The 24,411-nt window shown below is 73.2% G+C and carries 25 protein-coding genes and 2 tRNA genes; 13 read left to right on the forward strand and 14 right to left on the reverse strand.

Translation table 11 applies throughout. The features are described from left to right. Nucleotides 1–98: 98 nt before the first annotated feature. Complete coding sequence (leuD, locus tag DAA34_RS11685; protein WP_106819522.1) at nucleotides 99–692, reverse strand: 3-isopropylmalate dehydratase small subunit; 594 nt, start codon at nucleotides 690–692, stop codon at nucleotides 99–101. 15 nt (nucleotides 693–707) lie between these two features. Then, nucleotides 708–2,120 carry a 3-isopropylmalate dehydratase large subunit gene (leuC, locus tag DAA34_RS11690; protein ID WP_106819524.1) on the reverse strand — a complete coding sequence of 471 codons (1,413 nt, stop codon included), beginning with the start codon at nucleotides 2,118–2,120 and terminating at the stop codon, nucleotides 708–710. A gap of 145 nt (nucleotides 2,121–2,265) precedes the next feature. Here leuC and DAA34_RS11695 point away from each other — a divergent pair, with 145 nt between their 5' ends. Continuing rightward, nucleotides 2,266–3,012: an IclR family transcriptional regulator gene (locus DAA34_RS11695; protein WP_106819526.1), complete on the forward strand. Its 747-nt coding sequence runs from the start codon at nucleotides 2,266–2,268 to the stop codon at nucleotides 3,010–3,012. Nucleotides 3,013–3,036: 24 nt separating this feature from the next. Here the strand turns inward: DAA34_RS11695 and DAA34_RS11700 are convergent, their stop codons facing one another. Both DAA34_RS11700 and DAA34_RS11705 read right to left on the reverse strand, forming a co-directional pair. Beyond that, nucleotides 3,037–3,492: a DoxX family protein gene (locus DAA34_RS11700; RefSeq protein ID WP_106819528.1), complete on the reverse strand. Its 456-nt coding sequence runs from the start codon at nucleotides 3,490–3,492 to the stop codon at nucleotides 3,037–3,039. Further along, nucleotides 3,492–3,683, reverse strand: a complete 192-nt coding sequence (locus DAA34_RS11705; protein WP_106819530.1) for a hypothetical protein — start codon at nucleotides 3,681–3,683, stop codon at nucleotides 3,492–3,494. Before DAA34_RS11705 ends, DAA34_RS11700 begins: the two co-directional genes overlap by 1 nt. An 81-nt stretch (nucleotides 3,684–3,764) precedes the next feature. Between DAA34_RS11705 and DAA34_RS11710 the strand changes: the two genes are divergently transcribed. Continuing rightward, the gene (locus tag DAA34_RS11710; protein WP_158707725.1) at nucleotides 3,765–4,370 is read left to right on the forward strand and encodes a MerR family transcriptional regulator; all 606 of its coding nucleotides are present in this window, start codon (nucleotides 3,765–3,767) and stop codon (nucleotides 4,368–4,370) included. A 60-nt stretch (nucleotides 4,371–4,430) separates the two neighbouring features. On the opposite strand, the gene fumC is transcribed toward DAA34_RS11710, so the two are convergent. Together fumC and DAA34_RS11720 are read right to left on the reverse strand one after the other, a co-directional pair. Beyond that, complete coding sequence (gene fumC / locus DAA34_RS11715) at nucleotides 4,431–5,825, reverse strand: class II fumarate hydratase (protein ID WP_106819534.1); 1,395 nt, start codon at nucleotides 5,823–5,825, stop codon at nucleotides 4,431–4,433. A 9-nt stretch (nucleotides 5,826–5,834) separates the two neighbouring features. Next, nucleotides 5,835–6,317 (reverse strand): MarR family winged helix-turn-helix transcriptional regulator, encoded by a 483-nt coding sequence (locus DAA34_RS11720; protein WP_106819536.1) that lies wholly within the window; start codon nucleotides 6,315–6,317, stop codon nucleotides 5,835–5,837. 101 nt (nucleotides 6,318–6,418) lie between these two features. On the opposite strand from DAA34_RS11720, the gene DAA34_RS11725 reads away from it, so the two are divergent. Genes DAA34_RS11725 through DAA34_RS11760 form a run of 8 tightly spaced genes read left to right on the forward strand, consistent with a single transcriptional unit; the run spans nucleotide 6,419 to nucleotide 12,678 of the window. Beyond that, a complete protein-coding gene (locus DAA34_RS11725; protein WP_106819538.1) occupies nucleotides 6,419–6,997 on the forward strand; it encodes a hypothetical protein in 579 nt (192 codons plus the stop codon). Beyond that, nucleotides 6,994–7,779 (forward strand): glycosyltransferase, encoded by a 786-nt coding sequence (locus tag DAA34_RS11730; RefSeq protein ID WP_106819540.1) that lies wholly within the window; start codon nucleotides 6,994–6,996, stop codon nucleotides 7,777–7,779. The genes DAA34_RS11725 and DAA34_RS11730 overlap by 4 nt, the downstream gene beginning before the upstream one ends. Before the next feature lie 8 nt (nucleotides 7,780–7,787). Continuing rightward, complete coding sequence (locus tag DAA34_RS11735) at nucleotides 7,788–8,867, forward strand: polyprenyl synthetase family protein (protein ID WP_158707726.1); 1,080 nt, start codon at nucleotides 7,788–7,790, stop codon at nucleotides 8,865–8,867. Then, nucleotides 8,864–10,342 (forward strand): phytoene desaturase family protein, encoded by a 1,479-nt coding sequence (crtI, locus tag DAA34_RS11740; RefSeq protein WP_106819544.1) that lies wholly within the window; start codon nucleotides 8,864–8,866, stop codon nucleotides 10,340–10,342. The genes DAA34_RS11735 and crtI overlap by 4 nt, the downstream gene beginning before the upstream one ends. Further along, on the forward strand, nucleotides 10,339–11,217 hold the full coding sequence (locus tag DAA34_RS11745) for a phytoene/squalene synthase family protein (protein WP_106819546.1): 879 nt from the start codon (nucleotides 10,339–10,341) through the stop codon (nucleotides 11,215–11,217). The genes crtI and DAA34_RS11745 overlap by 4 nt, the downstream gene beginning before the upstream one ends. Then, the gene (locus DAA34_RS11750; RefSeq protein WP_234354232.1) at nucleotides 11,214–11,534 is read left to right on the forward strand and encodes a lycopene cyclase domain-containing protein; all 321 of its coding nucleotides are present in this window, start codon (nucleotides 11,214–11,216) and stop codon (nucleotides 11,532–11,534) included. The genes DAA34_RS11745 and DAA34_RS11750 overlap by 4 nt, the downstream gene beginning before the upstream one ends. Further along, nucleotides 11,531–11,818 (forward strand): lycopene cyclase domain-containing protein, encoded by a 288-nt coding sequence (locus DAA34_RS11755; RefSeq protein WP_106820156.1) that lies wholly within the window; start codon nucleotides 11,531–11,533, stop codon nucleotides 11,816–11,818. Before DAA34_RS11750 ends, DAA34_RS11755 begins: the two co-directional genes overlap by 4 nt. Then, entirely contained in the window at nucleotides 11,815–12,678 is an 864-nt protein-coding gene (locus DAA34_RS11760) for a prenyltransferase (RefSeq protein ID WP_325027795.1), read from the forward strand. The genes DAA34_RS11755 and DAA34_RS11760 overlap by 4 nt, the downstream gene beginning before the upstream one ends. Nucleotides 12,679–12,743: 65 nt before the next feature. Here the strand turns inward: DAA34_RS11760 and DAA34_RS11765 are convergent. The 5 genes from DAA34_RS11765 to DAA34_RS11785 all read right to left on the reverse strand — a co-directional run bounded on the left by DAA34_RS11765 (nucleotide 12,744) and on the right by DAA34_RS11785 (nucleotide 16,489). Beyond that, nucleotides 12,744–12,816: transfer RNA gene (locus DAA34_RS11765), tRNA-Glu, on the reverse strand. A 96-nt stretch (nucleotides 12,817–12,912) separates the two neighbouring features. Further along, a tRNA-Gln gene (locus DAA34_RS11770) sits at nucleotides 12,913–12,984 on the reverse strand. 97 nt (nucleotides 12,985–13,081) lie between these two features. Further along, nucleotides 13,082–14,665: a glutamate--tRNA ligase gene (gene gltX / locus DAA34_RS11775; protein ID WP_106819550.1), complete on the reverse strand. Its 1,584-nt coding sequence runs from the start codon at nucleotides 14,663–14,665 to the stop codon at nucleotides 13,082–13,084. Between the two features lie 55 nt (nucleotides 14,666–14,720). Further along, nucleotides 14,721–15,494, reverse strand: coding sequence for a fumarylacetoacetate hydrolase family protein (locus tag DAA34_RS11780; protein ID WP_106819552.1), 774 nt, complete (start codon nucleotides 15,492–15,494; stop codon nucleotides 14,721–14,723). 89 nt (nucleotides 15,495–15,583) lie between these two features. Further along, nucleotides 15,584–16,489: an SGNH/GDSL hydrolase family protein gene (locus DAA34_RS11785; RefSeq protein ID WP_158707727.1), complete on the reverse strand. Its 906-nt coding sequence runs from the start codon at nucleotides 16,487–16,489 to the stop codon at nucleotides 15,584–15,586. Between the two features lie 157 nt (nucleotides 16,490–16,646). On the opposite strand from DAA34_RS11785, the gene DAA34_RS11790 reads away from it, so the two are divergent. Continuing rightward, nucleotides 16,647–17,543: a 3-methyladenine DNA glycosylase gene (locus DAA34_RS11790; protein ID WP_106819554.1), complete on the forward strand. Its 897-nt coding sequence runs from the start codon at nucleotides 16,647–16,649 to the stop codon at nucleotides 17,541–17,543. Here DAA34_RS11790 and cimA read toward each other — a convergent pair. From cimA to DAA34_RS11805, 3 genes are all read right to left on the reverse strand, one after another. After that, complete coding sequence (gene cimA / locus DAA34_RS11795; protein ID WP_407657032.1) at nucleotides 17,515–19,368, reverse strand: citramalate synthase; 1,854 nt, start codon at nucleotides 19,366–19,368, stop codon at nucleotides 17,515–17,517. The two genes, DAA34_RS11790 and cimA, sit on opposite strands and share 29 nt — an antisense overlap. A gap of 65 nt (nucleotides 19,369–19,433) precedes the next feature. Next, nucleotides 19,434–20,528 (reverse strand): branched-chain amino acid aminotransferase, encoded by a 1,095-nt coding sequence (locus DAA34_RS11800; protein WP_106819557.1) that lies wholly within the window; start codon nucleotides 20,526–20,528, stop codon nucleotides 19,434–19,436. A gap of 73 nt (nucleotides 20,529–20,601) precedes the next feature. Then, entirely contained in the window at nucleotides 20,602–21,684 is a 1,083-nt protein-coding gene (locus tag DAA34_RS11805; protein WP_106819559.1) for a 3-isopropylmalate dehydrogenase, read from the reverse strand. Nucleotides 21,685–22,093: 409 nt separating this feature from the next. On the opposite strand from DAA34_RS11805, the gene DAA34_RS11810 reads away from it, so the two are divergent. Together DAA34_RS11810 and DAA34_RS11815 are read left to right on the forward strand one after the other, a co-directional pair. Continuing rightward, entirely contained in the window at nucleotides 22,094–22,855 is a 762-nt protein-coding gene (locus tag DAA34_RS11810) for a response regulator transcription factor (protein ID WP_234354233.1), read from the forward strand. Continuing rightward, on the forward strand, nucleotides 22,852–24,333 hold the full coding sequence (locus tag DAA34_RS11815; protein WP_106819563.1) for a sensor histidine kinase: 1,482 nt from the start codon (nucleotides 22,852–22,854) through the stop codon (nucleotides 24,331–24,333). The genes DAA34_RS11810 and DAA34_RS11815 overlap by 4 nt, the downstream gene beginning before the upstream one ends. The last annotated feature ends 78 nt before the right edge of the window (nucleotides 24,334–24,411 follow it).

Consider the following 24,411-nt stretch of genomic DNA (forward strand, 5'->3'; position numbering starts at 1 on the left):
CCGAACCGGACGGGTCGCTCCCGGCGACCGTAGTCCGTGGACCGGCGGCCGTCCACGGTTTCGGGGAACGCGTCTCGCAGAACGGTCCCGGCAGATCCTCAGTCGAGGACGGTCGCCGGCTTGTGCGCGGGGCGGGAGGCCTCGAAGGCGTCGATCGCGTCGACGTGGCGCAGCGTGAGACCGATGTCGTCGAGCCCCTCGAGCAGCCGCCAGCGGGTGTAGTCGTCGACCTCGAACGGGCACACGAGGTCGCCGCAGGTGATCTGCTTGGACTCGAGGTCGACGGTGATCTCGGCACCCGGCTCGGACTCCAGCCGCTTCCACAGCAGCTCGACGTCGTCCTGGGTGACCTGCGCCGCGAGCAGTCCGGCCTTCGAGCTGTTGCCGCGGAAGATGTCGGCGAACCGGGACGAGACGACGACGCGGAAGCCGTAGCCGGTGAGGGCCCACACCGCGTGCTCGCGGGAGGAGCCGGTGCCGAAGTCCGGTCCGGCGACGAGCACGGAGCCGGAGGCGTACGCGGGGTCGTTGAGGACGAACGTCGGGTCGCCCCGCCAGGCGGCGAAGAGGCCCTCCTCGAAGCCGGTCCGGGTGACCCGCTTGAGGTACTCGGCGGGGATGATCTGGTCGGTGTCGACGTTGCTGCGGCGCAGCGGGACGCCGATCCCGGTGTGCGTCGTGAACTTCTCCACGGTGGCTCCTCCTGCTCAGGCGGTCGCGTCGACCGGGTCGAGGTCGGCCGGGCTGGCCAGGGTGCCGCGCACGGCGGTGGCGGCGGCGACGGCGGGGCTGACGAGGTGCGTCCGGCCGCCGGGGCCCTGCCGGCCCTCGAAGTTGCGGTTGCTCGTCGACGCGGCGCGCTCGCCGGGCGTGAGCTTGTCGGGGTTCATCGCCAGGCACATCGAGCAGCCGGGAAGGCGCCACTCCGCCCCGGCGGCGTCGAACACGGCGCCGAGCCCCTCCTCCTCGGCCTGGATACGGACCCGGGCCGAGCCGGGGACGACGAGCATCCGCACGGAGTCGGCGACCCTCCGGCCGCGCAGGATCTCGGCGACCTCGCGCAGGTCCTCGATCCGCCCGTTGGTGCAGGAGCCGACGAAGACCGTGTCGACGGCGATCTCGCGCAGCGGGGTCCCGGCGGTCAGGCCCATGTACTCGAGCGCGCGCCGGGCGGCGGCCTTCTCGTTCTCGTCACCCATCGCCTCCGGGTCGGGCACCGCCGCACCGAGCGGCAGGCCCTGACCCGGGTTCGTGCCCCAGGTGACGAACGGGGTGAGCTGAGAGGCGTCGATGACGACCTCCGCGTCGAAGGTCGCGTCGTCGTCGCTGCGCAGCGTGCGCCACTCCGCCACGGCGGCGTCCCAGTCGGCACCCTGCGGGGCGTGCGGACGGCCGCGCAGGTACTCGAAGGTCGTCTCGTCGGGGGCGATCATCCCGGCGCGCGCACCGGCCTCGATCGACATGTTGCACACCGTCATCCGGGACTCCATCGACAGGGCCTCGATGGCCTCGCCGCGGTACTCCAGGACGTAGCCCTGGCCACCGCCGGTGCCGATCTTCGCGATGACCGCCAGGACGATGTCCTTGGCGCCGACGCCCGGGGGCGGGGTGCCCTGGACGGTGATCGCCATCGTCCGGAACGGCTTGAGCGGAAGGGTCTGGGTGGCGAGGACGTGCTCGACCTCGGAGGTGCCGATGCCGAAGGCGAGCGCGCCGAACGCGCCGTGCGTGCTCGTGTGGCTGTCGCCGCAGACGACCGTCATGCCGGGCTGGGTGAGACCGAGCTGGGGGCCGACGACATGGACGATGCCCTGGTCGACGTCGCCCATCGGACGGATCGGCACGCCGAACTCGGCGCAGTTCGCGCGCAGCGTCTCGACCTGGGTGAGGCTGATCGGGTCCGCGATCGGGCCCGGCGTCGTCGGGACGTTGTGGTCCTCGGTCGCGAGGGTCAGGTCAGGCCGACGCACGGGGCGCCCGGCCAGGCGCAGACCGTCGAAGGCCTGCGGGCTGGTCACCTCGTGGAGGAGGTGGAGGTCGATGTACAGGAGGTCAGGCTCCCCCTGCGCGCGTCGGACGACGTGGGCGTCCCACACCTTCTCTGCCAGCGTGCCGGCCATCGGCGGTCACCTTCCTGCGGACGAGGCGCCGCGACGGTCGGGCGGCACCGGGATCGGGCCCGGTCGTGGGGACCCTCCGTGAGATTCGCACGACATTTCAGCCCGTGGACTTGCGTCTCACCGTCTGAGATCGCAGTATCACCCCATGGACAGCGGAAGCGGCGTCGGCGTTCTCGACAAGGCGGCGGTCGTGCTGGGTGCGCTCGAGGCGGGCCCGTCGACCCTCGCCCAGCTCGTCACGGCCACGGGTCTGGCGCGTCCGACGGCGCACCGGCTCGCGGTCGCGCTCGAGCACCATCGCCTCGTCGGCCGCGACATGCAGGGCCGGTTCGTCCTCGGCCCGCGCCTGGGAGAGCTCGCCGCGGCCGCCGGCGAGGACCGCCTCCTCGCCGCCGCCGGGCCCGTGCTGGGCGCGTTGCGGGACCACACGAACGAGTCCGCCCAGCTCTTCCGCCGCCAGGGGGAGCAGCGCGTGTGCGTCAGCGCCGCCGAGCGGCCCATCGGGCTGCGCGACTCCATCCCCGTCGGGGCGACGCTGACGATGCACGCGGGGTCCGCGGCCCAGGTCCTCCTCGCGTGGGAGGAGCCCGACCGCCTCCACCGTGGCCTGCAGGGCGCGGCCTTCACCGCGACGATGCTCTCGGGCGTGCGCCGCCGCGGCTGGGCGCAGAGCGTCGGTGAGCGCGAGGCGGGCGTCGCCTCGGTCTCGGCCCCCGTCCGCTCCCCCAGCGGTCGGGTCATCGCCGCGGTCTCGATCTCGGGACCGATCGAGCGCCTGTCGCGTCAGCCTGGCCGCCTCCACGCGGCCACCGTCATCGCCGGCGCGAACAAGCTGACCGAGGTCCTTGCCCGGCACGCCGCGCAGCAGGAGGAGCAGAACGGCGCCGGCTGAGCCTTGTACCCCGTCAGGCGTCCGTCACCCCGCCGCCACGACGACGCAGGCAAGGACGAAGACGGTCTGGATCGCGGCCCTCCGCACCAACGGCGTCGACGGCGCATCCGGGTGACGCACCCCTCGTGCAGCACGCACGTTCGCCGGGAACATTGCAAGCAGGAGGACGCCGAGGCAGACCGCGGTCACCGGTCGCACCCATCCGGCCAGCGACGGCGGGACGAGAAGACCCACGGCTCCGGCGACCTCGAACGCGCCGGTGAGCGCGACGAGCGCCCCCGGTGCGGGCATCCCCGGCGGGACGATCGCGACGAGCCCTGCCCGGCGTCGAGGATTTAGCCGGACCGACGCGGTGAGGAGGAACATCGCCGAGAGGCCCACCGCGATCGCCGACGCCCACGATCCGACGCCGGGCACGCCAAGTGCTCCAGCCGCCCGCGCGACGAGACTCACGGCGACGAGGACGACGAGAGGCGCCATCAGGACGCCACCCCGCCCAGCCGCTCGCGCGCCGTCCGGCCGCGCCGCTCCAGCACCACCGCCCCGGTGGCCGCGGGGAGGGTGCGGCGCACCCACCGGTCGGGTCGCCACGGCTGGCGGGTCGGCAGGCCGACGAGGAAGAGGGCGAGCGGACCCTCGTGGTCGTGGGTCCACTGCTGGCGGACGGACATCACACACCCCTACGAGTTGGATAGCGATACTATCCAATGGTGGAGAGTGGCACTATCCCTGTCAACCGTGAAGGAGGGCCGATGACGCTGTCGGAGCTGGCCGAGGCTGCGAACCTGCCGGTCGCGACCGTGAAGTACTACCTGCGCGAGGGTCTGCTGCCGCCCGGTACACCGGTGACGCGCACACGGGCCGATTACAGCGCGGGCCACCTCGACCGGCTCCGCCTCGTGCGCGCGCTCGTCGACGCGGCCGGCCTGTCGATCGCCGACGCACGGCGGATCGTCGCGGTCGTCGACGACCCGCCGCAGCGTCGGAGCGAGCTGCTCGGCATCGCGCACGGCGCGCTCCCCTCCCGCCACCGGGACCACGAGGTCTCCGACGAGGCGCGCCGGTTCGTCGCCGGTCTCGGCTGGACGATCGACCCCGACACCCCCGCGCTGCACGACCTCACCGGTGCGCTCGAGGCGGCGCGCACCGCCGGGATACCGGTCGGCGCCGACCAGCTCACGGCGATGGCGGACGGGTGCGCGACGATCGCGGAGGCCGACGTCGACCTCGCGCTGACCAGCGGCGACGCGAGCGACGCCGTTCGTGTCGCGACCGCGGGGACCGTCCTCACCGACCCGATCGTCGCGGCGATGCGTCGTCTGGCCCACCAGCACGTGGCTCGACGCCGCCTCGACTGATCCGCGGCGCGCCGGGCCGGCCTCCCGTCGCGCGCCGACCGTCGTCGACGCCCTCGAAGGTCAGGGGTGGGTCATGTCGAGCGGGACGACCCAGCGGTCGAAGTCCTCCGCGCTCACCGTCCCGAGCTCGATCGCCGCATCCCGCAGGGAGAGGCCGCGCGCGTGGGCGTGCTTGGCGATCGTGGCCGCCGCGTCGTAGCCGATGTGTCGGTTGAGGGCCGTGACCTGCATGAGGTTCGACTCGAGGTTGGCCTCGATCCGCGGCAGGTTGGGCTCGATCCCGTGTGCGCAGTGCTCGTCGAAGGCAAGGCACGAGTCGGCGAGCAGCCGGATGCTCTCGAGCACCGCATGGACCATGACCGGCTTGTAGACGTTCAGCTGGAAGTTGCCCTGGCTGCCCGCGAAGGCCACCGTCGCGTCGTTGCCGAACACCCGGGTCGCCACCATCGTCAGCGCCTCGCACTGGGTCGGGTTCACCTTGCCCGGCATGATGCTGCTGCCCGGCTCGTTCGCGGGGATCGTGATCTCGCCGATGCCGTTGCGCGGCCCGGACGCGAGCCAGCGGACGTCGTTGGCGATCTTCATCAGCGCGCCGGCCAGGGTGCGCAGCGCGGCCGAGGTCTGGACGAGCGCGTCGTGCGCCGACAGCGCGGCGAAGGCGTTCGGCGCCGTGCGGAACGGGTGCCCGGTCTGCTCGGCGATGCGCTCGGCGGCGAGCGCGCCGAACCCCGGATGGGCGTTGAGGCCCGTCCCGACGGCGGTCCCGCCGATGGCGAGGTCGAGCAGCCCCTCCGCGGCGGCCCGCACCTGGTCGAGGGCGTAGTCGAGCTGGGCGACCCAGCCACCGATCTCCTGGCCCAGCGTGATCGGCGTGGCGTCCTGGAGGTGGGTCCGCCCGACCTTGACGACGTCGGCGTACTCCTCCGACTTCGCCGCGAGCGTCCCGCGCAGCCGTCCGACGTCGGGCAGCAGGCGCTCGTGGATCTCGAGGACCGTCGCGATGTGCATCGCCGTGGGGAAGGTGTCGTTGCTGCTCTGGCCGCGGTTGACGTGGTCGTTGGGGTGGACGGGCGTCTTGCTGCCCATCACCCCGCCGGCGAGCTCGATCGCCCGGTTGGCGATGACCTCGTTGGCGTTCATGTTGCTCTGGGTGCCCGAGCCGGTCTGGAAGACGACGAGCGGGAAGTGGTCGTCGAGGTCGCCCGCGATGACCTCGTCCGCGGCCCGCACGATGAGCGCCGCCAGCTTCGGGTCGAGCTCGCGGAGCTCGCCGTTGGCCTCAGCGGCGGCCTTCTTGAGGATGCCGAACGCGCGCACGATCGGCCGGCCCCAGACGAAGGTGTCCCGTCCGATCGGGAAGTTGTGGATGCTCCGCTCCGTCTGGGCCCCCCAGTACCGGCTCGCCTCGACCTCGACGGCACCCATCGAGTCGGTCTCCTGCCGCGTCGTCGTCATGCAGCGAGCCTACGGCGTGCGCATCGGCGCAGGTGAGGTGCGGTGCGCGGCCTCGTGCAGCCGGGTGATGACGTCGGCGACGACCGCGAGGGTGTCGTCGTCGAGCTCGGCGAGCACCGAGCGCATCTGCTCGGTGAGCGGGGCGAAGCAGCGACGCGAGGCGTCCTCCCCCGACGGCGTGAGCCGGACGTCCACCCGGCGGCCGTCGACCCCGTGCTCGGAGCGTTGGGCGTGCCCGCTGCCGGTCATCCGCGTGACGAGCGCGGTCGTCGCCGGCGCGGAGACCCCGAGCTCCCGACCGAGCTCGCGAGGACCGATCGAGGCGCCCGGCCACCCCTTGACGACGCCCATGGCGTGCACGTCCCGGGCCGGGACCCCCAGGACCCGCGAGACCTCGGTGACGTAGCGGTCGATCGCGAGCGAGAGCACCCGGACGGCCTCGCAGACGCGCTCCTCCGCCGCCCGCCGGGCGTCGCCGGTCCCCTCGTCCATCGTCCGCTCCTTCCCGTCGGGCCTCGTGGCCCGGGAACAGGGTAGGCAGCACGGGCACCGTCGCGCGCGCCCCCGCCCCACCGTCGCCTAGGTTGTCCGGCATGTCCTCGGCCCGGTCCGCGTGGGAACGCGCCCAGCGACGGTGGTGGCCCACGGACGGCCTCCGGGTCGTCGCGGCGCTGAGCGTCCCGCTCGCCTGGTGGGTGGCGGGCCTGCCCTCGGCGGCCTGCCTCTTCCTCGTCCTCGGGGCGGCGATGCTCCTGCGGGCCCTCGTCCTGCCCGTCGCCACCGACGCTGCCTGCCAGCTCGTCTTCCTCGCCGTGGCGTGGGCGGCGGTGACGGGCCTCTACCAGCGGGTCGGGTGGCTCGACCTCCCGGCGCACGCGGTCGGGACGGCCGCGGCGGCGGTCCTCGTCTGGCGGCTCGTCGTCGTCTCCAGCCCGGGCGAGCGCGGGATGCCCGTCGTCGCGCTCCTGTGGCACCTGCTGGGCCTCGCCGCGTTCCTCAGCCTGCTGTGGGAGGTCGGCGAGTGGGCGGGCCACACCTACCTCTCGCGCGCGATCGGCGTCGGCTACGACGACACGATCGGCGACCTGGTCGTGGGGACGTTCGGCGGGGCGCTGCTCGCTCTGCCGATCGCGCGCCGCGACGACGGCCGCCCCGGGGGTGGCCCGGCGTGACACCCGGCCCCGGACGGCCGACGGTCAGCGTCGTCATCCCCGTGCTCGACGACGCCCCCGCCCTCGAGGGCTGCCTCGCCGCGCTGGCCGCGCAGACCCGAGCACCCGACGAGGTGATCGTCGTCGACAACTCCCCCGGCGCCGCCGACGAGGCGACGGCCGCCCTCGCCCGCGGAGCCGGGGCGCGGGTGGTCCGGGAGCCCCGTCGCGGGGTCGGCGCAGCCTCCGCCGCCGGGTACGACGAGGCCCGCGGTACCGTCATCGCCAGGCTCGACGCCGACTCCCGCCCCGCCCCCGACTGGGTCGAGACGGCCCTTCGGGAGCTCGCCGACCCCCGGGTCCACGCCGTCACCGGCCCGGGGACCTTCTACGACATCCCGGGCCTGCGCGGGCTGCTCGCCGCGCTCGCCTACCACCTGCCGCTGCGCGCGGTCGGGTGGTCGATGGGGCACCCGCCGCTGTGGGGCTCGAACATGGCGATCCGCACCTGCGCGTGGCGCGCGGCGTCGGAGGTCGTCCGCCGCGACGACCCCCTCGTCCACGACGACCTCGACCTCGCGTTCGCCCTCGGCCCGCTGGCACGCGTCCGATGGACCCCCGCGCTGCGCGTCTCGGTCGAGGGGCGCGCGTTCGGCTCCCGCGCCGCGATGGCGGCCCGCGTCCGGCGGACGTTCCACACCTGCCGCCTCCACTGGGCGCGGCAGGGGCCTGGCGAGCGCCTCCTGTGCAGCCTGACCCGCGGGCGGATCTTCCACGATCCGACTGCTTCCACTGTGGAATGATCGACGCCATGTTGCTCGCTCCACCCGCCCGGCCGGCCCAGGCGCCCGCCGTGCCGGCCGACCACGTCGAGCGCTGCGTCGAGCTGGCCCTGCGCACCCTCGAGCACGGCGACGGCGAGCGGCGGGAGCCGCTCCTCGACGGCACGTCGATCGCGGGCCTGGCGGCCCGGCAGGTGGCCTCCGGCGGGGGTCGGATCCGTCCGGGCCTCGCGTGGGCCGGCTGGGCCTACGCCGCGGCCCCGGGAACGACCGAGCCCGCCGACCTCGTCCGGCTCGGCGCCGCGCTGGAGCTGCTGCACACCTTCGCCCTCGTCCACGACGACGTCATGGACGAGAGCCCGACCCGGCGCGGCATCCCGACGACCCACGTCGCCGTGGCAGCGGCCCACCGCGCCCACGGCGGGGTCGGCGACCCGCAGCGGTTCGCGGAGTCCGTCGCGGTCCTCGTGGGCGACCTCCTGCACGCCCGTGCGCTCGTCCTCGCCGCGCCCCTGCCGGCCCCCGTCCACGCCCGGTTCGCCGAGATGGTGCTCGAGCTCGTCGACGGCCAGGCGCAGGACGTGCTCGCCGCGGCCGCGGGTCCCGGCGACCTGGACCGCGCCCGCGAGGTCGCGCTCCTGAAGACCGGCCGGTACTCCGTCCAGCGTCCGCTCGAGCTCGGCGGCACCCTCGGCAGCGCCTCCCCCGACGTCCTGCGCGAGCTGTCCCGGTACGGCGAGCTCGTCGGGGAGGCCTTCGCGCTGCGCGACGACGCCCTGGGGGTGTGGGGCGATCCGGAGCGGACCGGCAAGCCCGTCGGTGACGACCTGCGCGACCGGAAGCAGACGATGATGCTGGCGCTCGCCCGGGATCTCCTCCCCCCGGCCGGGCTCGCCCTCCTCGACACCGACAGCGGGCGGGCGCTCGCCACCGACGAGGTCGCCGAGCTGACCGCCCACCTCGAGGCAGTCGGCCTGCGGCAGGCCGTGGCGCAGCGGGTCGAGCACCTGATCGGCGAGGCGGTCGAGGTCCTCGACCCCGCCCGCGCCGAGGCCGCGGGCGGGCACCTGGAAACGGTCGCCCACGAGATCGCCGGGAGCATGCCGTGAGTCGGGTCGTCGTCGTCGGGGCGGGGCTCGCGGGCCTGTCCGCCGCGTGCCACCTGCGGGGCGCGGGTCATGAGGTGACGGTCCTCGAGACGGAGGCGACCGTCGGCGGCCGGGCCGCGTGGATCGAGGACGCCGGCTTCACGTTCGAGACCGGGCCGACCGTCCTGACGATGCCGAGCCTCGTCGACGACGCCCTCGCCGCGGTCGGCTCCCGGCTGGCCGATCGTCTTCAGGTGCGGCGCCTGGACCCGGCGTACCGGTCCTGCTTCGCCGACGGCAGCGAGCTGCGCACCCGCTCGGCGCACGCCGACATGCGCACCGAGATCGAGCGCTTCAGCGGACCGGCGGACGCGGCCGCGTTCGACGGCTTCGTCGACTGGCTCACGCAGCTGCACGACGTCGAGATGCCGAACTTCATCGACCGCAACCTCGACTCCGTGCTCGACCTCGTCTCCCGCCCCGCTGCGGCCGCCCGCCTCCTGCGGCTCGGCGGCTTCGGCCGCCTCGGTCCCGCGGTCGCGCGGCGCTTCGCCGACGAGCGACTCCACCGCGCCTTCACCTTCCAGGCGCTGTACGCGGGCATCGCCCCGTCGAAGGCCCTCGCGATCTACGCCGTCATCACGTACATGGACAGCATCGCCGGGGTGTACTTCCCGGTCGGCGGGATCTCCCGGGTGCCCCAGGTGATGGCCGACGCGCTCGTCGACGCCGGCGCCACCGTCCGCACGTCGAGCACGGTGACGGCCGTCGTCCGCGGCGACGGGGGCGCCGTCACGGGCGTGCTGCTCGGGGACGGCGAGCTCGTGCCCGCGGACGCCGTCGTCTGCACGCGTGACCTGCCCCTGGCCTACCGCGACCTCCTGCCCGACCTGCGTGCTCCCCGCCGGGTCCGCCGGGCCCGGTACGCGCCGTCGGCGGTCGTCTGGCACCTCGGCGTCCGGGGTGCTCCCCGCCCCGGCACCGAGCACCACAACATCCACTTCGGGCACGAGTGGGAGGGCGCGTTCGACGCGCTCATCGACCGGCGCGAGCTCATGCCCGACCCCTCCCGCCTCGTGTCCGTCCCGAGCCTCACCGAGCCGGGGCTCGCCCCGCAGGGGTGCACCTCGCTCTACGTCCTCGAGCCGGTGCCGCACCTCGACGGGCGGATCGACTGGGACCGCGAGCGCGCCCCGATGAAGGAGCGGCTGCTGGAGTTCCTCGACGCCGAGGGCTACCCGACGGACGTCGTCGTCGAGCACATGGACACGCCCGCCGACTGGGCCGCTCGGGGCCTGGCTGCAGGGACTCCCTTCGCCCTGGCCCACACCTTCGGCCAGACCGGCCCGTTCCGCCCGCACAACATCGATCGCCGGGCCCCGGGCCTGGTGTTCGCCGGGTCGGCGACGACGCCCGGTGTCGGTGTCCCGATGGTCCTGGTGAGCGGCCGGCTGGCCGCCGAGCGCGTCGAGCAGCACCTGCGGACCGGGGCATGAGCGCGCTCCTGGAGGCCGGTCACCGCCGGGCCGAGGCGATCACCCGCCAGCACGCGACGACGTACTACTGGGGCGCACGCCTGCTGCCCGAGGAGCGCCGCCGGCAGGTGCACGCCGTCTACGCGCTGTGCCGGACCGCCGACGACGTCGTCGACTCCCCGGGGGCCACCTCGCCCGGCCGCGTCGCCGGGACGGCGCAGCGCCTGACGGCGCTGGAGCAGCGGTTCGAGGAGGTGCGTGCCGGCGCACCGACCGACGACCCCGTCCTCGCCGTCGCGGCGGACGCCGCCGAGCGCGCCGGCATCGCGCCATCCGTCTTCCGCCGGTTCTTCGGCGCGATGCGCCAGGACCTGACGACGACCCGCTACGAGACGTGGGACGACCTCCTGGGGTACATGGACGGTTCCGCGGCGACGATCGGCGAGATGATGCTCCCCGTGCTCGGCGCGACCTCCCCGCACGCCCTCGGGCCCGCCCGCTCCCTCGGCCTGGCCTTCCAGCTGACGAACTTCCTGCGCGACGTCAGCGAGGACCTCGGCCGTGGCCGGGTGTACCTGCCGCAGGCGGAGCTGCGCGCCGCCGGCGTCGACCCCGCCGGTTATCGCGCCGGTCTGGCGGTCGACGAGCCGTGGCGTGCGTTCATGCGGGGGCAGATCGCCCGCAACCGCGAGCTCTACCGCGCGGCGGACGCGGGCCTGCCCCACCTGCCGTCGGCGGCCCGACGCTGCGTGACGACGGCCTACGCGTTGTACTCGGGGATCCTCGACCGGATCGAGCGGGCGGACCACGACGTCTTCGGCGACCGGGTCCACGTCCCCACCCCGGCGAAGGTCGTCCTCACCGGGCGGGTGCTCACCGGCACGTGGTCGCCGTGACCCAGTGGCTCTATCTGCTGGCGCTGCTGGCCTCCATCGCCGGGACCCTGGCGATCGACCACCGCTGGCGACTGTTCGTCTTCGACCGGCCCCGACCGGCGCTGCTCGTCCTCGTCGCCGGTGTCCTCTTCTTCAGCGTGTGGGACCTCGTCGGGATCGAGCTCGGGGTCTTCGTCAAGGGTGACGGCCCGTACCTGTCGGGCATCGACGTCGCACCGCACTTCCCCGTCGAGGAGCTCTTCTTCCTCCTCCTGCTGTGCCTGTCGTCGATGGTCGCGTGGACGGCCGCACACCGCTGGCTCGGGGACCGCCGATGACCTTCCTCGTGCTCGTCGCGATCTTCCTCGGGGTCGCGGTGCTCGTCGCGCTCGTCGTCCGCCCCCCGGTGCGCTGGTCTGCGGCGCTCGTGGCCGCAGCGGTGATGTTCACCCTCACGGCGGTGTTCGACAACGTGATGATTTCGGCCGGGCTGTTCGAGTACGGGAACGAGCAGCTCCTCGGCCTGCGCATCGGCCGGGCCCCGGTGGAGGACTTCGGGTACCCGCTCGTCGCGCTGGTGCTCCTGCCCGCGCTGTGGCACCTGCTGCGGGGGCGCCGGTGAGGGCGCTGCGCGAGATCGTCCTGGCCTCCCGGCCGCTGAGCTGGGTGAACACCGCCTTCCCGTTCGCGGCCGCGTACCTCGTGCTCGCGCGGGGCGTCGACGCCCGCCTCGTCGTGGGCACGCTGTTCTTCCTCGTCCCGTACAACCTGCTGATGTACGGGGTGAACGACGTCTTCGACATCGACTCCGACGAGCAGAACCCGCGCAAGGGCGGCGCCGAGGGCGCGCTCCTGTCCCGCAGCCGGCTCCGCCTCGTCCTCTGGGCCAGCCTGCTCCTGCCCGTCCCCTTCGTCCTGTGGCTGGTGCCGCAGGGCACGGGTCGTGCCGCGCTCGTCCTCGCCGTGAGCCTGGCGGCCGTCCTCGCCTACTCCCTGCCGATCCTGCGCTTCAAGGAACGCCCGGGGGTCGACTCCCTCACCTCGAGCACCCACTTCGCCTCCCCCGCCGTCTACGGGCTCGTGCTCGCCGACCGGCCGGTGCCGCAGGACGTCTGGTTCCTCGTCGCGGCCTTCTTCGTCTGGGGGTGCGCGAGCCACGCGTTCGGGGCCGTGCAGGACGTGCGCGCCGACCGCGCGGCCGGGATCGGCTCGGTGGCGACCGTCCTCGGCGCACGACCGGTCGTCGTCGTCGCGATCGCCCTCTACGTGCTCAGCGCCGGGCTCGTGGCATTCGGCCCGTGGCCATCGGTGTTCGCCGTCCCGCTGCCCCTCCTCTACGCCGCGCTCGTCGCGCGCCACCTCGGGGTGACCGACGAGACCGCGGAGTCGACGAACGTCGGCTGGCGACGTTTCCTCGCGCTCAACTTCTTCACGGGTTTCGTCGTCACCCAGCTGCTCATCGTCGCCTGGCGCTGGGGCTGAACCGCCCCCGAGAACGCCGAAGGCCCTCCCGCCCGCTCTCGCGGTGGGAGGGCCTTCGCCTCACGTAGCCCCGACGGGATTCGAACCCGCGCTACCGCCTTGAGAGGGCGGCGTGCTAGGCCACTACACAACGGGGCCAGGTGCTGACCCTGCCGTGACCGGCAGGCGAACAACAGACGAAACCTTACCCTGTCGGGCGTGTTTCGACCGAATCGGCGGAGGACCGCCGCAGCGCTGGGGTACCAGGACTCGAACCTAGAACGACTGAACCAGAATCAGCTGTGTTGCCAATTACACCATACCCCAAGGGGTGTCAACCCCTGACCCGCCGCCGATCGAGCGACGAGGTCGTGGGTGAACCGAGGGGAGAGTCTAGCGGCCCCGTCGGTGGCACCCAAATCGGTCAGCCCTCCGCGGGCGACCCCTCGTAGGTCGCGCGCAGCCGACGCAGCCGGGCGAGCGTGGAGTGCTTCCCGAGGATCTCCATCGACTCGAAGAGCGGCGGGCTGATCCGCTGCCCGGAGACCGCTACCCGCAGCGGGCCGAAGGCGAGCTTCGGCTTGATGCCCATCCCGTCGACGATCGCGGCGCGCAGCGCAGCCTCGATCGCGGCGGCGACGAAGTGCTGAGGGCCGGGCTCGTCGAAGCTCGGCGGCTCCTGCAGCGGCTCCAGCGCAGCGATCGCGGCGTCGAGCACCGCGGGGGCGTCCGGGGACAGCTTCGCGCGGGCCTCCTCGTCGACGACGAGCGCGTCGTCGGCGTCGTAGAACGGGGCGACGAGCGCGCTGGCCTCGGTGAGCCTGGCGATCCGGGTCTGGATGAGTGCGGCCACGTCCTGCAGGCGCCCCAGCTGCCCCAGGGTCGGGTTGTCGGTGAGGATCCCGTCCTTGACGAGGACCGGCAGCAGCCGGGCGGTGAGATCCTTCAGCTCGAGGTCGCGGATCCACTGGCCGTTGAGCCAGTCGAGCTTCTTCATGTCGAAGACGGGCCCGACGGTGTTGACCAGCCGCCAGTCGAAGCGCTCGACGAACTCGTCGAAGGTGAACTGCTCGACGTCCTCGCCCTCGGCGTTCTTCGCCGGCGGGTACGCGAGCAGCGCGAGGAAGTTGACGACCGCCTCGGGCAGGTAGCCCTCTTCGCGGAACCACGTGAGGCGCGCGGCGGGGTTCCTCCGCTTGGAGATCTTCGAGCGGTCGGTGTCGCGCAGCAGCGGCATGTGGGCGAACACCGGCGGGGTGAGGCCGAGCCACCGGTGCAGCAGGACGTGCTTGGGCGTGCTGCTGATCCACTCCTCGCCGCGCACGACGTGGGTGATGCCCATCTCGTGGTCGTCGACGACGACGGCAAGGTGGTACGTCGGGAAGCCGTCGGTCTTGAGGATGACCTGGTCGTCGGGGCGCGGGGCGCTCACCGTGCCGCGGATGAGGTCCTCGAAGCTCGTCGGCGCGTCGTCGGGGATCCGCATGCGGACGACGGGCGTCTCCTGGAACCCGGGCTCCTGGGCGCGCTCCTCCCGCGTCTTGCCCAGGCACGTCCGGTCGTAGCCGGTCGGCTGCTTGAGCTTCTGCTGCCGCTCGCGCATCTCGGCCAGCCGCTGGGGTGAGCACCAGCAGTGGTAGGCGTTGCCGTTCGCGAGGAGCTTCTCGACGTACGGGCGGTAGGTGTCGAGGCGCTCGCTCTGCCGGTAGGGCGCGTGCGGGCCGCCGACGTCGGGGCCCTCGTCCCACGTGAGGCCGAGCCAGCCGAGCGTGTCGTACAGCTGCTGCTCGCTCGTCGGGTCGAACCGCGCCCGGTCGGTGTCCTCGACGCGCAGGACGAAGGACCCACCCTGCTGGCGGGCGTAGGCGCGGTTGAACAGGGCCATGTACGCCGTGCCGACGTGCGGGTCTCCCGTGGGGCTCGGGGCGATCCGCAGGCGCGGCGCTCCCGGGGTCGACGGCGTGGTGGGCACGGGTGCGGACGCGGCGTCCGTGGGCGAGCTGCTCATGATGCGCTCGATGGTAGTCGCGGACGCCGGGGGCGGACGCGACCGCGCCGGCTGGTCAGTCCTTCGCGACGAAGGGGTTCGACAGGGTCCCGATCTGGTCGATCTCGATCTCGCACCGCTGCCCGGCGGTGATCGGACCGACGCCGGCCGGGGTGCCGGTGAGGATGACGTCCCCGGGCAGCAGGGTGAACGCGCGGCTGGCGTACGCGATGACCGCGGCGACGCCGTGGACCATGTCGCTGCTGTGGCCGTCCTGCCGGACCTCGCCGTCGACCGTCGTGCGGATCGCACAGTCCTGCGGGTCGAGCTCGGTCTCGATCCACGGCCCGAGCGGGCAGAAGGTGTCGAAGCCCTTCGCGCGGGCCCACTGCCCGTCGGTCCGCTGCAGGTCGCGGGCGGTGACGTCGTTGGCGATCGTGTACCCGAGGACGACCTTGCGCACGTCCTCCTCCGCGACGTCCTTGCACATCCGCCCGATGACGACGGCCAGCTCGCCCTCGTAGCTGACCTCGCTCGTCTCCGGCGGGATGACGACGGGGTCGCCCGGTCCGACGACCGCGGTGTTCGGGACGAGGAAGAGCCCGGGCTCGGCCGGCACGTCCTTGCCCATCTCCGCGGCGTGGTCGGCGTAGTTGCTCCGCACGCCGATGACCTTGCTGCGCGGGATGACCGGTGCCAGGAGCCGGACGTCCTCGACCTTCAGCGTCCGGCCCGTGAGCTCGATCCGCGTGACGAGCGGGTCGCCGGTGATCTCGGCGATCTTCTGGCCCGTGCCGTCGACCAGGCCGTAGGCGGGGTCGTCTCCCTCGGTGAATCTCGCGATGCGCACGGCGACACCCTACGGAGGTGACACCCCAGGGACCCGACGAGGCCCCGTCCCGGCGAGCTCGGACGGGGCCTCGACGTGCGGTCAGCGCATCACGGGTTCGTCGTCGTCAGACCCGTGCGCCACTGGGCGATGACGGCGTTCGCCATGAGGCGGTAGCCCTTGTCGTTCGCGTGGATGTCCTTCGTGTCCGTGCACATCCACGTGTTCGTGCAGATCATCTGGACGTTGCGCGGCACCTCGCCGTAGGTCGGGTCGCTGACGAGCGTGGTGTCGTCGTCCCGCAAGGCGTCGGCGACGCGGGCCCGCTGGGCGTTCGCGGCCCGGGCCGTCGCGCCGATGTACTCCTTGAGCGCGACGTTCGCCAGCGCCGACTGCTTCGCGGCGTCCTTGCCCGACTGCCCCGAGAGCCAGCTCGCGAGGAAGGGGTTGTAGTAGTCGGTGATGATGATCCGGGTGTCCGGCCCGGCGGCGGCCCGCAGGCGGCCGTAGATCTCGGGGAGGTTCCGGAAGAGCTTGCCGGCCCCGTCGGTGAGGCAGGGGAGATCGATCGCGCCGCCGCGGGCGCACCGCTGGATGTCGTTCGCCCCGAGGGTGAGGGTGACGAGGGCGACCTCGCCGCGGTGCTGCCGCAGGAACGCCTCGGCCGCCCGCATCTGGCTGCCCTCGCGGTAGGAGCACTTGCCCGCGAGGAGCATGGTCGTGGACGACTCGCCGCTGCAGGCGAGGTTCGTCGTCGCGACGTTCCTGCCGAGCTTCCACGTGAGGTAGCGGTCGACGGAACCGACGTAGCCGCCCGTCTTGGCGTCGCCCCGACCGGGCTGGTAGCCGGCGGCGAGGGAGTCGCCCAGGGCGAGGTAGCGGGTCGGCGTCGTCGCCGCGGCCATGGCCTGTGCGGCGTCCTGCCCGCCGGTGCCACCGGCACCGACGGTGACGCCGACGGCAAGGGCCACGGCGGCGGCCGCCGAGGCGAGAGAACGGAAGCGGGAGATGGTCACGGGAGGCCCTTCGTCGTTGGAGGTGCGTGCCCCCCGATCCTGTCGCAATTGCGCGCGCAACTGACATCTGCGCGCCGAACATCGCGCGCAGATGTCATCGATCGCGCGCAGATCCCGACGACCTCGCTCGAGCACGAGTGACCGTAGAGTTCGCGCGGTGGAGCTCTCGACCCTGACCCGCCAGGAGTGGCGCCCGGCGCAGGAGGCCCACGCCGCGCGGGTCGACGCGCTGACCGCCGGCATCCGCGACCGGGCGGCCCGCGGCGAGAAGCACCCGATCGAGGACTTCCTCGTCGAGTACTACGGTCACTCCCCCGGCCGTCTGCGCCGGTGGGAGCCCGGCCCCGGGCGGGTGCTCCTCGACGCCGCCGACGCCGGCTGCGCCGGGCGGAGCCACCACCGCACCGACGCCGACGGGACGGTCCGGCTCGACACCGAGGCCTTCGTCGCGCGCCGCGGCCGGACCGTGCGGTTCGTCCGGGACCTGCTCGCCGCAACACTCTCCAGGCCCGCCGCCACCGCCTGCTTCGGCCTCCACGAGTGGGCGATGGTCTACCGCCTCGCGCCCGGGCAGCAGCGCCACGAGGCGCTCCCGCTGCGGCTGACGCAGGCCGAGACGGACGCGGTCGTCGAGGGTCACCGGATCCGCTGCAGCCACTTCGACGCCTACCGCTTCTTCACCGCCGACGCCCGGCCGCGCAACACGCTGCGCCCGACCCGCGAGACCCAGATCCATCACGAGCAGCCCGGCTGCCTCCATGCCGGCATGGACGTGTACAAGTGGTGCTTCAAGCTCGCCCCCGCCGTCCCGTCGGAGCTCACCGCCGACGCCTTCGAGCACGCGCTCGCCGTCCGGGTGCTCGACATGCAGGCCTCGCCCTACGACCTCGCGGCCTTCGACCTGCCACCGGTCCGCATCGAGACCTCCTCCGGGAAGGCCGAGTTCGTCGACCGGCAGCGCGACCTCGTGGGTCGCTCGAACGCCCTGCGCCACCGGCTGCTCGAGGTCTGCGACGCGCTCCTGCTCAGCGCGCCGGCACACCCGCCCGCATGAGCCCGTAGGTGATCGACTCCCGCAGCGCCTGCCACGACGCCTCGAGGATGTTCCCGGCGACACCGATCGTCACCCAGGTGCCGTCGTGGTCGGCGGTCTCGAGGAGGACCCGCGTGACGGCGTCCGTGCCGTGCGCGGCGTCGAGGATCCGGACGCGATAGTCGACCAGCTCCATCGCGTCGATCTCGGGGTAGACCTCCGCGAGCGCCTCGCGCAGGGCATGGTCGAGCGCGTTGACCGGACCGTTGCCCTCGCCGGTCGCGACGACCCGCCGCCCGCCGGCGCGGACCTTCACCGTCGCCTCGGAGAGCGCATCGTCGTCCCCGCGCGCGTCCGTGATGACCCGCCAGGACTCGATGTCGGCGTAGTGGGGCACGTCCTGCCCGAGCCCGCGCCGCAGGAGCAGCTCGAACGAGGCGTCGGCCGCGTCGAAGGTGTACCCGCGCGACTCGAGCTCCTTGACGGTCGCGAGCACCCGGCCGACGGCCTCACCCGAGTCGGGGCCGAGCTCCACGCCGAGCTCCTCGGCCTTGAGCTCGACGCTCGCCCGACCCGCCATGTCCGAGACGAGCATGCGCATCCCGTTGCCGAAGAGCGCGGGGTCGGTGTGCTGGTAGAGGTCGGGGTCGACCTTGATCGCGCTCGCGTGCAGCCCGCCCTTGTGCGCGAAGGCGCTCGAGCCGACGTACGGCTGCCGGCTGTACGGCGGGAAGTTCGTGATCTCGCTGACGACGTTGGCGACCTGGGTCGCCCGGGCCAGCTGCTGCGGGGTGACGACCTCGAAGCCCATCTTCGTCTGGAGGTTCGCGACGATCGTCAGGAGGTTGGCGTTGCCCGTCCGCTCGCCGTACCCGTTGATCGTCCCCTGCACGTGCCGGGCGCCGGCCTCGACCGCGGCGAGCGAGTTCGCGACCGCGCACCCGGTGTCGTTGTGGCAGTGGATCCCGATGCGGACCCCCGCCCGGGCGGTCACGGCCGCGACGACCTCATGGACCCGGCCCGGCAGCATGCCGCCGTTCGTGTCGCAGAGGACGACCGCGCTCGCCCCGGCGCTCGCGGCGGCGTCGACGACGCGGTGGGCGTGGTCGGGGTCGTCGAGGTAGCCGTCGAAGAAGTGCTCCGCGTCGATGACGACCTCCCGGCCCTCGGCCACGAGGAGCTCGACGGAGTCGCGGATCATCGCGAGGTTCTCCTCGACGTCGGTCCGCAGCGCCCGCTCGATGTGCCCGACGTGGGACTTCGCGACGAGGGTGACGACCGGCGTACCCGAGTCGAGCAACGCCCGCAGCAGGGAGTCCTCCGACGCCGCCCGCCCCGCCCGGCGGGTTGCCCCGAACGCAGCCAACCGCGCCGTCCGCAGGTCGGCCCCTCCGGTAGCGGCCTCGAAGAAGCCGGTGTCCGTCGGGTTCGCGCCCGGCCACCCGCCCTCGATGTAGGTCACGCCCAGCTCGTCGAGCTGCGCCGCGATGGCGAGCTTGTCCTGCACGGAGAGGTTGATGCCCTCCTGCTGGGCGCCGTCGCGCAGCGTCGTGTCGTAGAGGTGGATCGTGTCGGCCATCGGTCCTCGCCAGAAGTAGGTCGGCTCCCACAGGGCGGCGCCACGCCTAACGCGGCGCCGCCCCGCGGGACGTCGACGATCCGGGATCCCACGCTGTCCTCGCCCGCGGCGCTGTGGTGCCGCCGACGCCGGCACGGGTGCCGACAAAAGGAAAGACCCCCCGGGTGCGGGAGGTCTGCGCGACGAGCGTGTGGCTCGTCGCGCTAGCGAAGAATGATGGCCGCGGTGGCAGCCGCTCGGATCGTCACGAGCTCCACGATGCCACATCCCCGCGGACACCCCTCGCGCGGGGTCCACGATCCGGACCCGGTGGGAGCACGGGGTCCGGATCGTCAGACGAGGCGCGTCATCCAGCCGTAGGTGTCCTCGCTGCGGCCCTGCTGCATCGACAGCAGCCGCTCGCGCATCCCGCGGGTGACCTCGCCGCCGAACTCGCCAGCCGTCGACGGCGCGCTCCCGCCCGCCCAGCGCAGCTCGCCGATCGGGGTGATGATCGCGGCGGTGCCGCAGGCGAACACCTCGAGCACCTCGCTGCTGACGACCCCGTCCCTCCACTCCTGGATCGGCACGGCGCGCTCGACCGGGCGCAGGCCGAACTCGTGCGCGAGCTCCAGCACCGACATCCGGGTGATCCCCGGGAGGATCGTGCCGGTGAGCTCGGGAGTGACGAGCGTGCCGTCCCGCATGACGAAGAAGACGTTCATCCCGCCGAGCTCGTCGACCTTGGTGTGCGTCGCGGAGTCGAGGAACACGGCCTGGTCGCAGCCGTTGGCCGAGCCCTCGATCTGCCCCGCGAGGGCCGAGGCGTAGTTCCCGCCGCACTTGGCCGCCCCCGTGCCACCGGCGCCGGCGCGGGCGTAGCCCTCGCTGATCCACAGGGTGATCGGCTTGGGCCCGCCGACGAAGATCGACTCCGCCGGGGAGGCGATGACGCTGTACCGGACCCGGGTGGAGGGCCGCAGCCCGAGGAAGGCCGCCGAGCCGAACATGAACGGCCGCAGGTAGAGGCTCTTCTCCCCGTCGCCGAACGCGGGCACCCACGCCTCGTCCGCCTCGACGAGGACCCGCAGCGACTCGACGAAGTCCTCGGCGGGCAGCTCGGGCAGGACCATCCGTCGTGCGCTCGCGTTGAGCCGCTCCGCGTTCTTCTCCGGACGGAAGGTCCACACGGACCCGTCCTCGTGGCGGTACGCCTTGAGCCCCTCGAAGATCTCCTGCGCGTAGTGCAGGACGGAGGCCGCGGGGTCGAGCTGGATCGGGCCGTAGGGCTGGAGGCTCGCGTCGCTCCAGCCGGACTCCTGCGACCACTCCATGGTGAGCATGTGGTCGGTCATGTGCTGCCCGAACCCCGGCGCGGCCAGGATGACCTCCCGCTCGTCGACGGCCAGCGGGGAGGGGTGGGGGGTGCGGACGGTCGTCAGCGGCATCGGGCTCCTCCTCGGGGCGGTCGGGTCGGAGGGCAGGCTAGCGCCGCTGGACGGGGCACCACCCTGGGAGGGGTCAGAGGCGGGCGGCGATGGCGTCGCCGACGTCGCTCGTCGAGCGCCGTGCCTCCCCGCGCTCGGCGAGGTCGGCCGCGACCGCGGCCTCGACCCGATCGCCCTGGTCGTCGAAGCCGAGGTGGCGCAGGAGCATCGCGACGGACAGGACGGTGGCCGTCGGGTCGGCGACGCCCTGGCCGGCGATGTCGGGCGCGGAGCCGTGGACCGGCTCGAACATGCTCGGGGTGGTCCGGTCGGGGTTGATGTTGCCGCTCGCTGCGAGGCCGATGCCGCCGGCGATCGCGGCCGCGATGTCGGTGATGATGTCGCCGAAGAGGTTGTCGGTGACGATGACGTCGAACCGCGCGGGGTCCGTCGCGAGGAAGATCGTCGCGGCGTCGACGTGCTGGTAGGCGACCTCGACGTCGGGGAACTCCCGGCCGACCTCGTCGACCGTCCGGCGCCACAGGTGCCCGGCGTGGACGAGGACGTTGTGCTTGTGCACCAGGGTGAGGTGCTTGCGGGGGCGGGCCTGCGCGCGGGCGAAGGCGTCGCGGACGACGCGCTCGACCCCGAAGCGGGTGTTCACGCTCACCTCGGTCGCGATCTCGTGCGGCGTGCCGATGCGGACCGCGCCCCCGTTGCCGACGTAGGGCCCCTCGGTACCCTCCCGGACGACGACGAAGTCGATACCCGCGTCGGTGACGTGGTCGGCGAGCGGGCTGCGCACCCCCGGGAAGAGCGTGGCCGGGCGAAGGTTGACGTAGTGGTCCAGGGCGAATCGCAGCGGGAGCAGGACCCCACGCTCGAGGACGCCGCTGGGGACGCTCGGATCGCCGATGGCACCGAGGAGGATCGCATCCTGACCGCGCAGCTCCTCGACGACCGACTCTGGGAGCGTCTCCCCCGTGGCGTGCCACCGTCGCGCCCCGAGGTCGTACTCGGTGCGGCTCACCGTCACGCCGGTGCCCTCGAGCGCCGCGTCGAGGACCTTGAGCCCCTCGGTGACGACCTCCGGACCGATCCCGTCACCACCGATGACGGCGATGTCCAGGGCGTGGGCCGTCGTGTCCGAAGGAGTATCCACGGTCGTCTCGGTCATGGTAGCCAGCCTAGCCGCGGCAGTCCGAGATGCGGACGACCGTCCCGCATCGCGGATGTGACGTCGGAGCGTACCCGGCCTCCGGGGCGACCCCGTCACCCCCGGCAGGACGCGCGGAAACGCTCACGCACAGGAATCGCACAGCCGGGACACGGCGACGGACCGGCGTCCCCGTGTTCACTGGTCCCATGCCACCTGCAGCCGGCCCCGCCCTCACCCGCCCCGACGGCTCCCCCGTCCGCGTCCTCGTCGTCGACGACGAGGACGCGGACGGGGGAGCCGTCGGGGCGGGGGAGGGCGGGGCCGGCTGCCGGGGGCATGGGGCCAGGGAACACGGGGACGCCGGGCCGGCGCCGGGTCCCGGCTGTGCGAGTCCTGTGCGTGAGCGTGTCCGCGCGGCCTGCCGGGGGTGACGGGGTCGCCCCGGAGGCCGGGTACGCTCCNGCACCTCCCAGCCCTCGTACCGCATCGCCATCGAGAGCAGCTCGGTGAGGTTGGCCTCGTCGTCGACGACGAGGCCAACCTCACCGAGCTGCTCTCGATGGCGATGCGGTACGAGGGCTGGGAGGTGCAGACCGCCCACGCAGGTCTGGCTGCCGTCCGAACCGCCAAGGAGTTCCGGCCCGATGCCGTCGTGCTCGACATGATGCTGCCGGACTTCGACGGGATGGAGGTCCTCCGACGCATGCGGGCCGACACCCCCGACATCCCGGTGCTCTTCCTCACCGCGAAGGACGCCGTCGAGGACCGGGTCGCCGGCCTCACCGCCGGTGGGGACGACTACGTCACCAAGCCCTTCAGCCTCGAGGAGGTCGTCGCCCGCGTGCGGGGCCTCATGCGCCGGACCGCCGTCACCGCCGGCCCGGCCGGCGCGGTGCTCGTCGTGGGCGACCTCACGCTCGACGAGGACAGCCACGAGGTCACCCGCGGCGGCACGGAGATCGCCCTCACCGCCACCGAGTTCGAGCTCCTGCGCTACCTCATGCGCAACCCGAGGCGTGTCCTGTCCAAGGCCCAGATCCTCGACCGCGTGTGGAACTACGACTTCGGCGGGCAGGCCAACGTCGTCGAGCTGTACATCTCCTACCTGCGCAAGAAGGTCGACGCCGGTCGTGACCCGATGATCCACACGATGCGCGGCGCCGGGTACATCCTCAAGCCGGCGCCGTGAGCACCGCCTCGCCGCCCCCCGCCGCCCCCGGCCCTCATCTCCCCCGCGGGCCGTTCTCCGGCTGGACGCTGCGTCGGCGCCTCGTCGTCTCGATCCTCACGCTGTTCGCCGTGGTCACCCTGCTCACCAGCCTCGTGACGACCACCCTCGTCGAACAGTCCCTGCAGCGCGAGCTCGACGCCAGGGTGATGAGCACGGCCGCCCGAGCCGTCGGCCCCGATCGTGACGGCGAACGAGACCACCGCCCACCCGGCCGCCAGCTGACCGACGGCCTCGTGCTCGCCGCCGACTCCGGAACGGTGACGGTCAACCAGGTCGGCGTCCCCGGAGGCGGCACGACCTCGCTGTCGGCCCAGCAGGCGTCGGCGCTGCTCGCCGCCGGTCTCGACGGGCGGCCACGCACGGTGGACCTCGGAACGCTTGGGCGGTACCGCCTCGTCGAGGTGACCACGCCTGATGGTCGTCGCGTCGTCAGCGGGGTCTCGATGCGTCCCCTCGAGGACAGCCTCGCCCGCATCCGGACCGTGACCATCGGCCTTGCCCTGCTCGGGCTGGGGCTGATCGCGCTCGGCATCCCGTGGCTCGTGCGCGTCAACGTGCGTCCCCTCGAACACGTCGCCGCGACGGCGGGGCGGGTCTCCACCCTGCCCCTGAGCAGCGGCGAGGTCTCGTTGACCGAGCGCGTCCCGGCCCAGCACACCGATCGCCGCACCGAGGTCGGGCAGGTCGGCGCAGCCCTCAACGACCTGCTCGACCACGTGGACGCCGCCCTTCAGGCCCGGCACGACAGCGAGCAGCAGCTCCGCCGGTTCGTCGCCGACGCGAGCCATGAGCTGCGCACCCCGCTGGCGTCGATCCGGGGGTACGCCGAGCTGTCCCGCCGCGAGACCGACCCCGTCCCGGACGGTGTCCGCCACGCCCTCGGACGCATCGAGTCCGAGGCCGGACGCATGTCCTCGCTGGTGGAGGACCTCCTGCTCCTGGCCCGCCTCGACGCCGGGCGGCCGCTGGAACGCACCAGGGTCGACCTCACGATGCTGCTGCTGGACACGGTGGGGGACGCCCGTGCGGCCGGCCCCGACCACCGCTGGAGGCTCGACCTCCCGGACGAACCCGTGGAGGTCGTCGGCGACCCCGCCCGGCTCACCCAGGTCGTCGTCAACCTGCTGGCCAACGCCCGCGTCCACACCCCCGCGGGGACCACCGTCACCACCCGGCTGCGCCCCGACGTCGACCGGGTGGCTCTGGAGGTCGAGGACGACGGACCCGGCATCCCCGGCGATCTCCTGCCCACCGTGTTCGCCCGATTCACCCGCGCCGACGATGCCCGGGTCCGAGGACAGGGGTCCACGGGCCTGGGACTGTCCATCGCCGACGCGGTCGTCGTCGCGCACGGCGGGACGATCGGCGTGGAGTCGGCGCCGGGCCGCACGGTGTTCCGGGTCGCGCTGCCCGCGCCCGGTCCGCAGGCGGGCTGAGTCGTCCGTCCTCGACCGATCACGACGACGTCGGCTGCGAGCCCATGGCCAGGCCTCACCGGCCTCATAGCCTCACGA

It is taken from the genome of Janibacter massiliensis, assembly GCF_900289115.1.
Lineage (GTDB): Bacteria > Actinomycetota > Actinomycetes > Actinomycetales > Dermatophilaceae > Janibacter_A > Janibacter_A massiliensis.

What these genes read in the sequence shown, in the direction of transcription:
- DAA34_RS11705 (WP_106819530.1), bottom strand. Translation starts at nt 3,683, where the DNA reads ATGTCCGTCCGCCAGCAGTGGACCCACGACCACGAGGGTCCGCTCGCC.
- DAA34_RS11710 (WP_158707725.1), top strand. Translation starts at nt 3,765, where the DNA reads ATGACGCTGTCGGAGCTGGCCGAGGCTGCGAACCTGCCGGTCGCGACC.
- fumC (WP_106819534.1), bottom strand. Translation starts at nt 5,825, where the DNA reads ATGACGACGACGCGGCAGGAGACCGACTCGATGGGTGCCGTCGAGGTC.
- DAA34_RS11725 (WP_106819538.1), top strand. Translation starts at nt 6,419, where the DNA reads ATGTCCTCGGCCCGGTCCGCGTGGGAACGCGCCCAGCGACGGTGGTGG.
- DAA34_RS11755 (WP_106820156.1), top strand. Translation starts at nt 11,531, where the DNA reads ATGACCTTCCTCGTGCTCGTCGCGATCTTCCTCGGGGTCGCGGTGCTC.
- cimA (WP_407657032.1), bottom strand. Translation starts at nt 19,368, where the DNA reads ATGTGGCATCGTGGAGCTCGTGACGATCCGAGCGGCTGCCACCGCGGC.
- DAA34_RS11700 (WP_106819528.1), bottom strand. Translation starts at nt 3,492, where the DNA reads ATGGCGCCTCTCGTCGTCCTCGTCGCCGTGAGTCTCGTCGCGCGGGCG.
- DAA34_RS11805 (WP_106819559.1), bottom strand. Translation starts at nt 21,684, where the DNA reads ATGACCGAGACGACCGTGGATACTCCTTCGGACACGACGGCCCACGCC.
- DAA34_RS11695 (WP_106819526.1), top strand. Translation starts at nt 2,266, where the DNA reads ATGGACAGCGGAAGCGGCGTCGGCGTTCTCGACAAGGCGGCGGTCGTG.
- leuC (WP_106819524.1), bottom strand. Translation starts at nt 2,120, where the DNA reads ATGGCCGGCACGCTGGCAGAGAAGGTGTGGGACGCCCACGTCGTCCGA.
- DAA34_RS11800 (WP_106819557.1), bottom strand. Translation starts at nt 20,528, where the DNA reads ATGCCGCTGACGACCGTCCGCACCCCCCACCCCTCCCCGCTGGCCGTC.
- DAA34_RS11720 (WP_106819536.1), bottom strand. Translation starts at nt 6,317, where the DNA reads ATGGACGAGGGGACCGGCGACGCCCGGCGGGCGGCGGAGGAGCGCGTC.
- DAA34_RS11745 (WP_106819546.1), top strand. Translation starts at nt 10,339, where the DNA reads ATGAGCGCGCTCCTGGAGGCCGGTCACCGCCGGGCCGAGGCGATCACC.
- DAA34_RS11735 (WP_158707726.1), top strand. Translation starts at nt 7,788, where the DNA reads ATGTTGCTCGCTCCACCCGCCCGGCCGGCCCAGGCGCCCGCCGTGCCG.
- gltX (WP_106819550.1), bottom strand. Translation starts at nt 14,665, where the DNA reads ATGAGCAGCTCGCCCACGGACGCCGCGTCCGCACCCGTGCCCACCACG.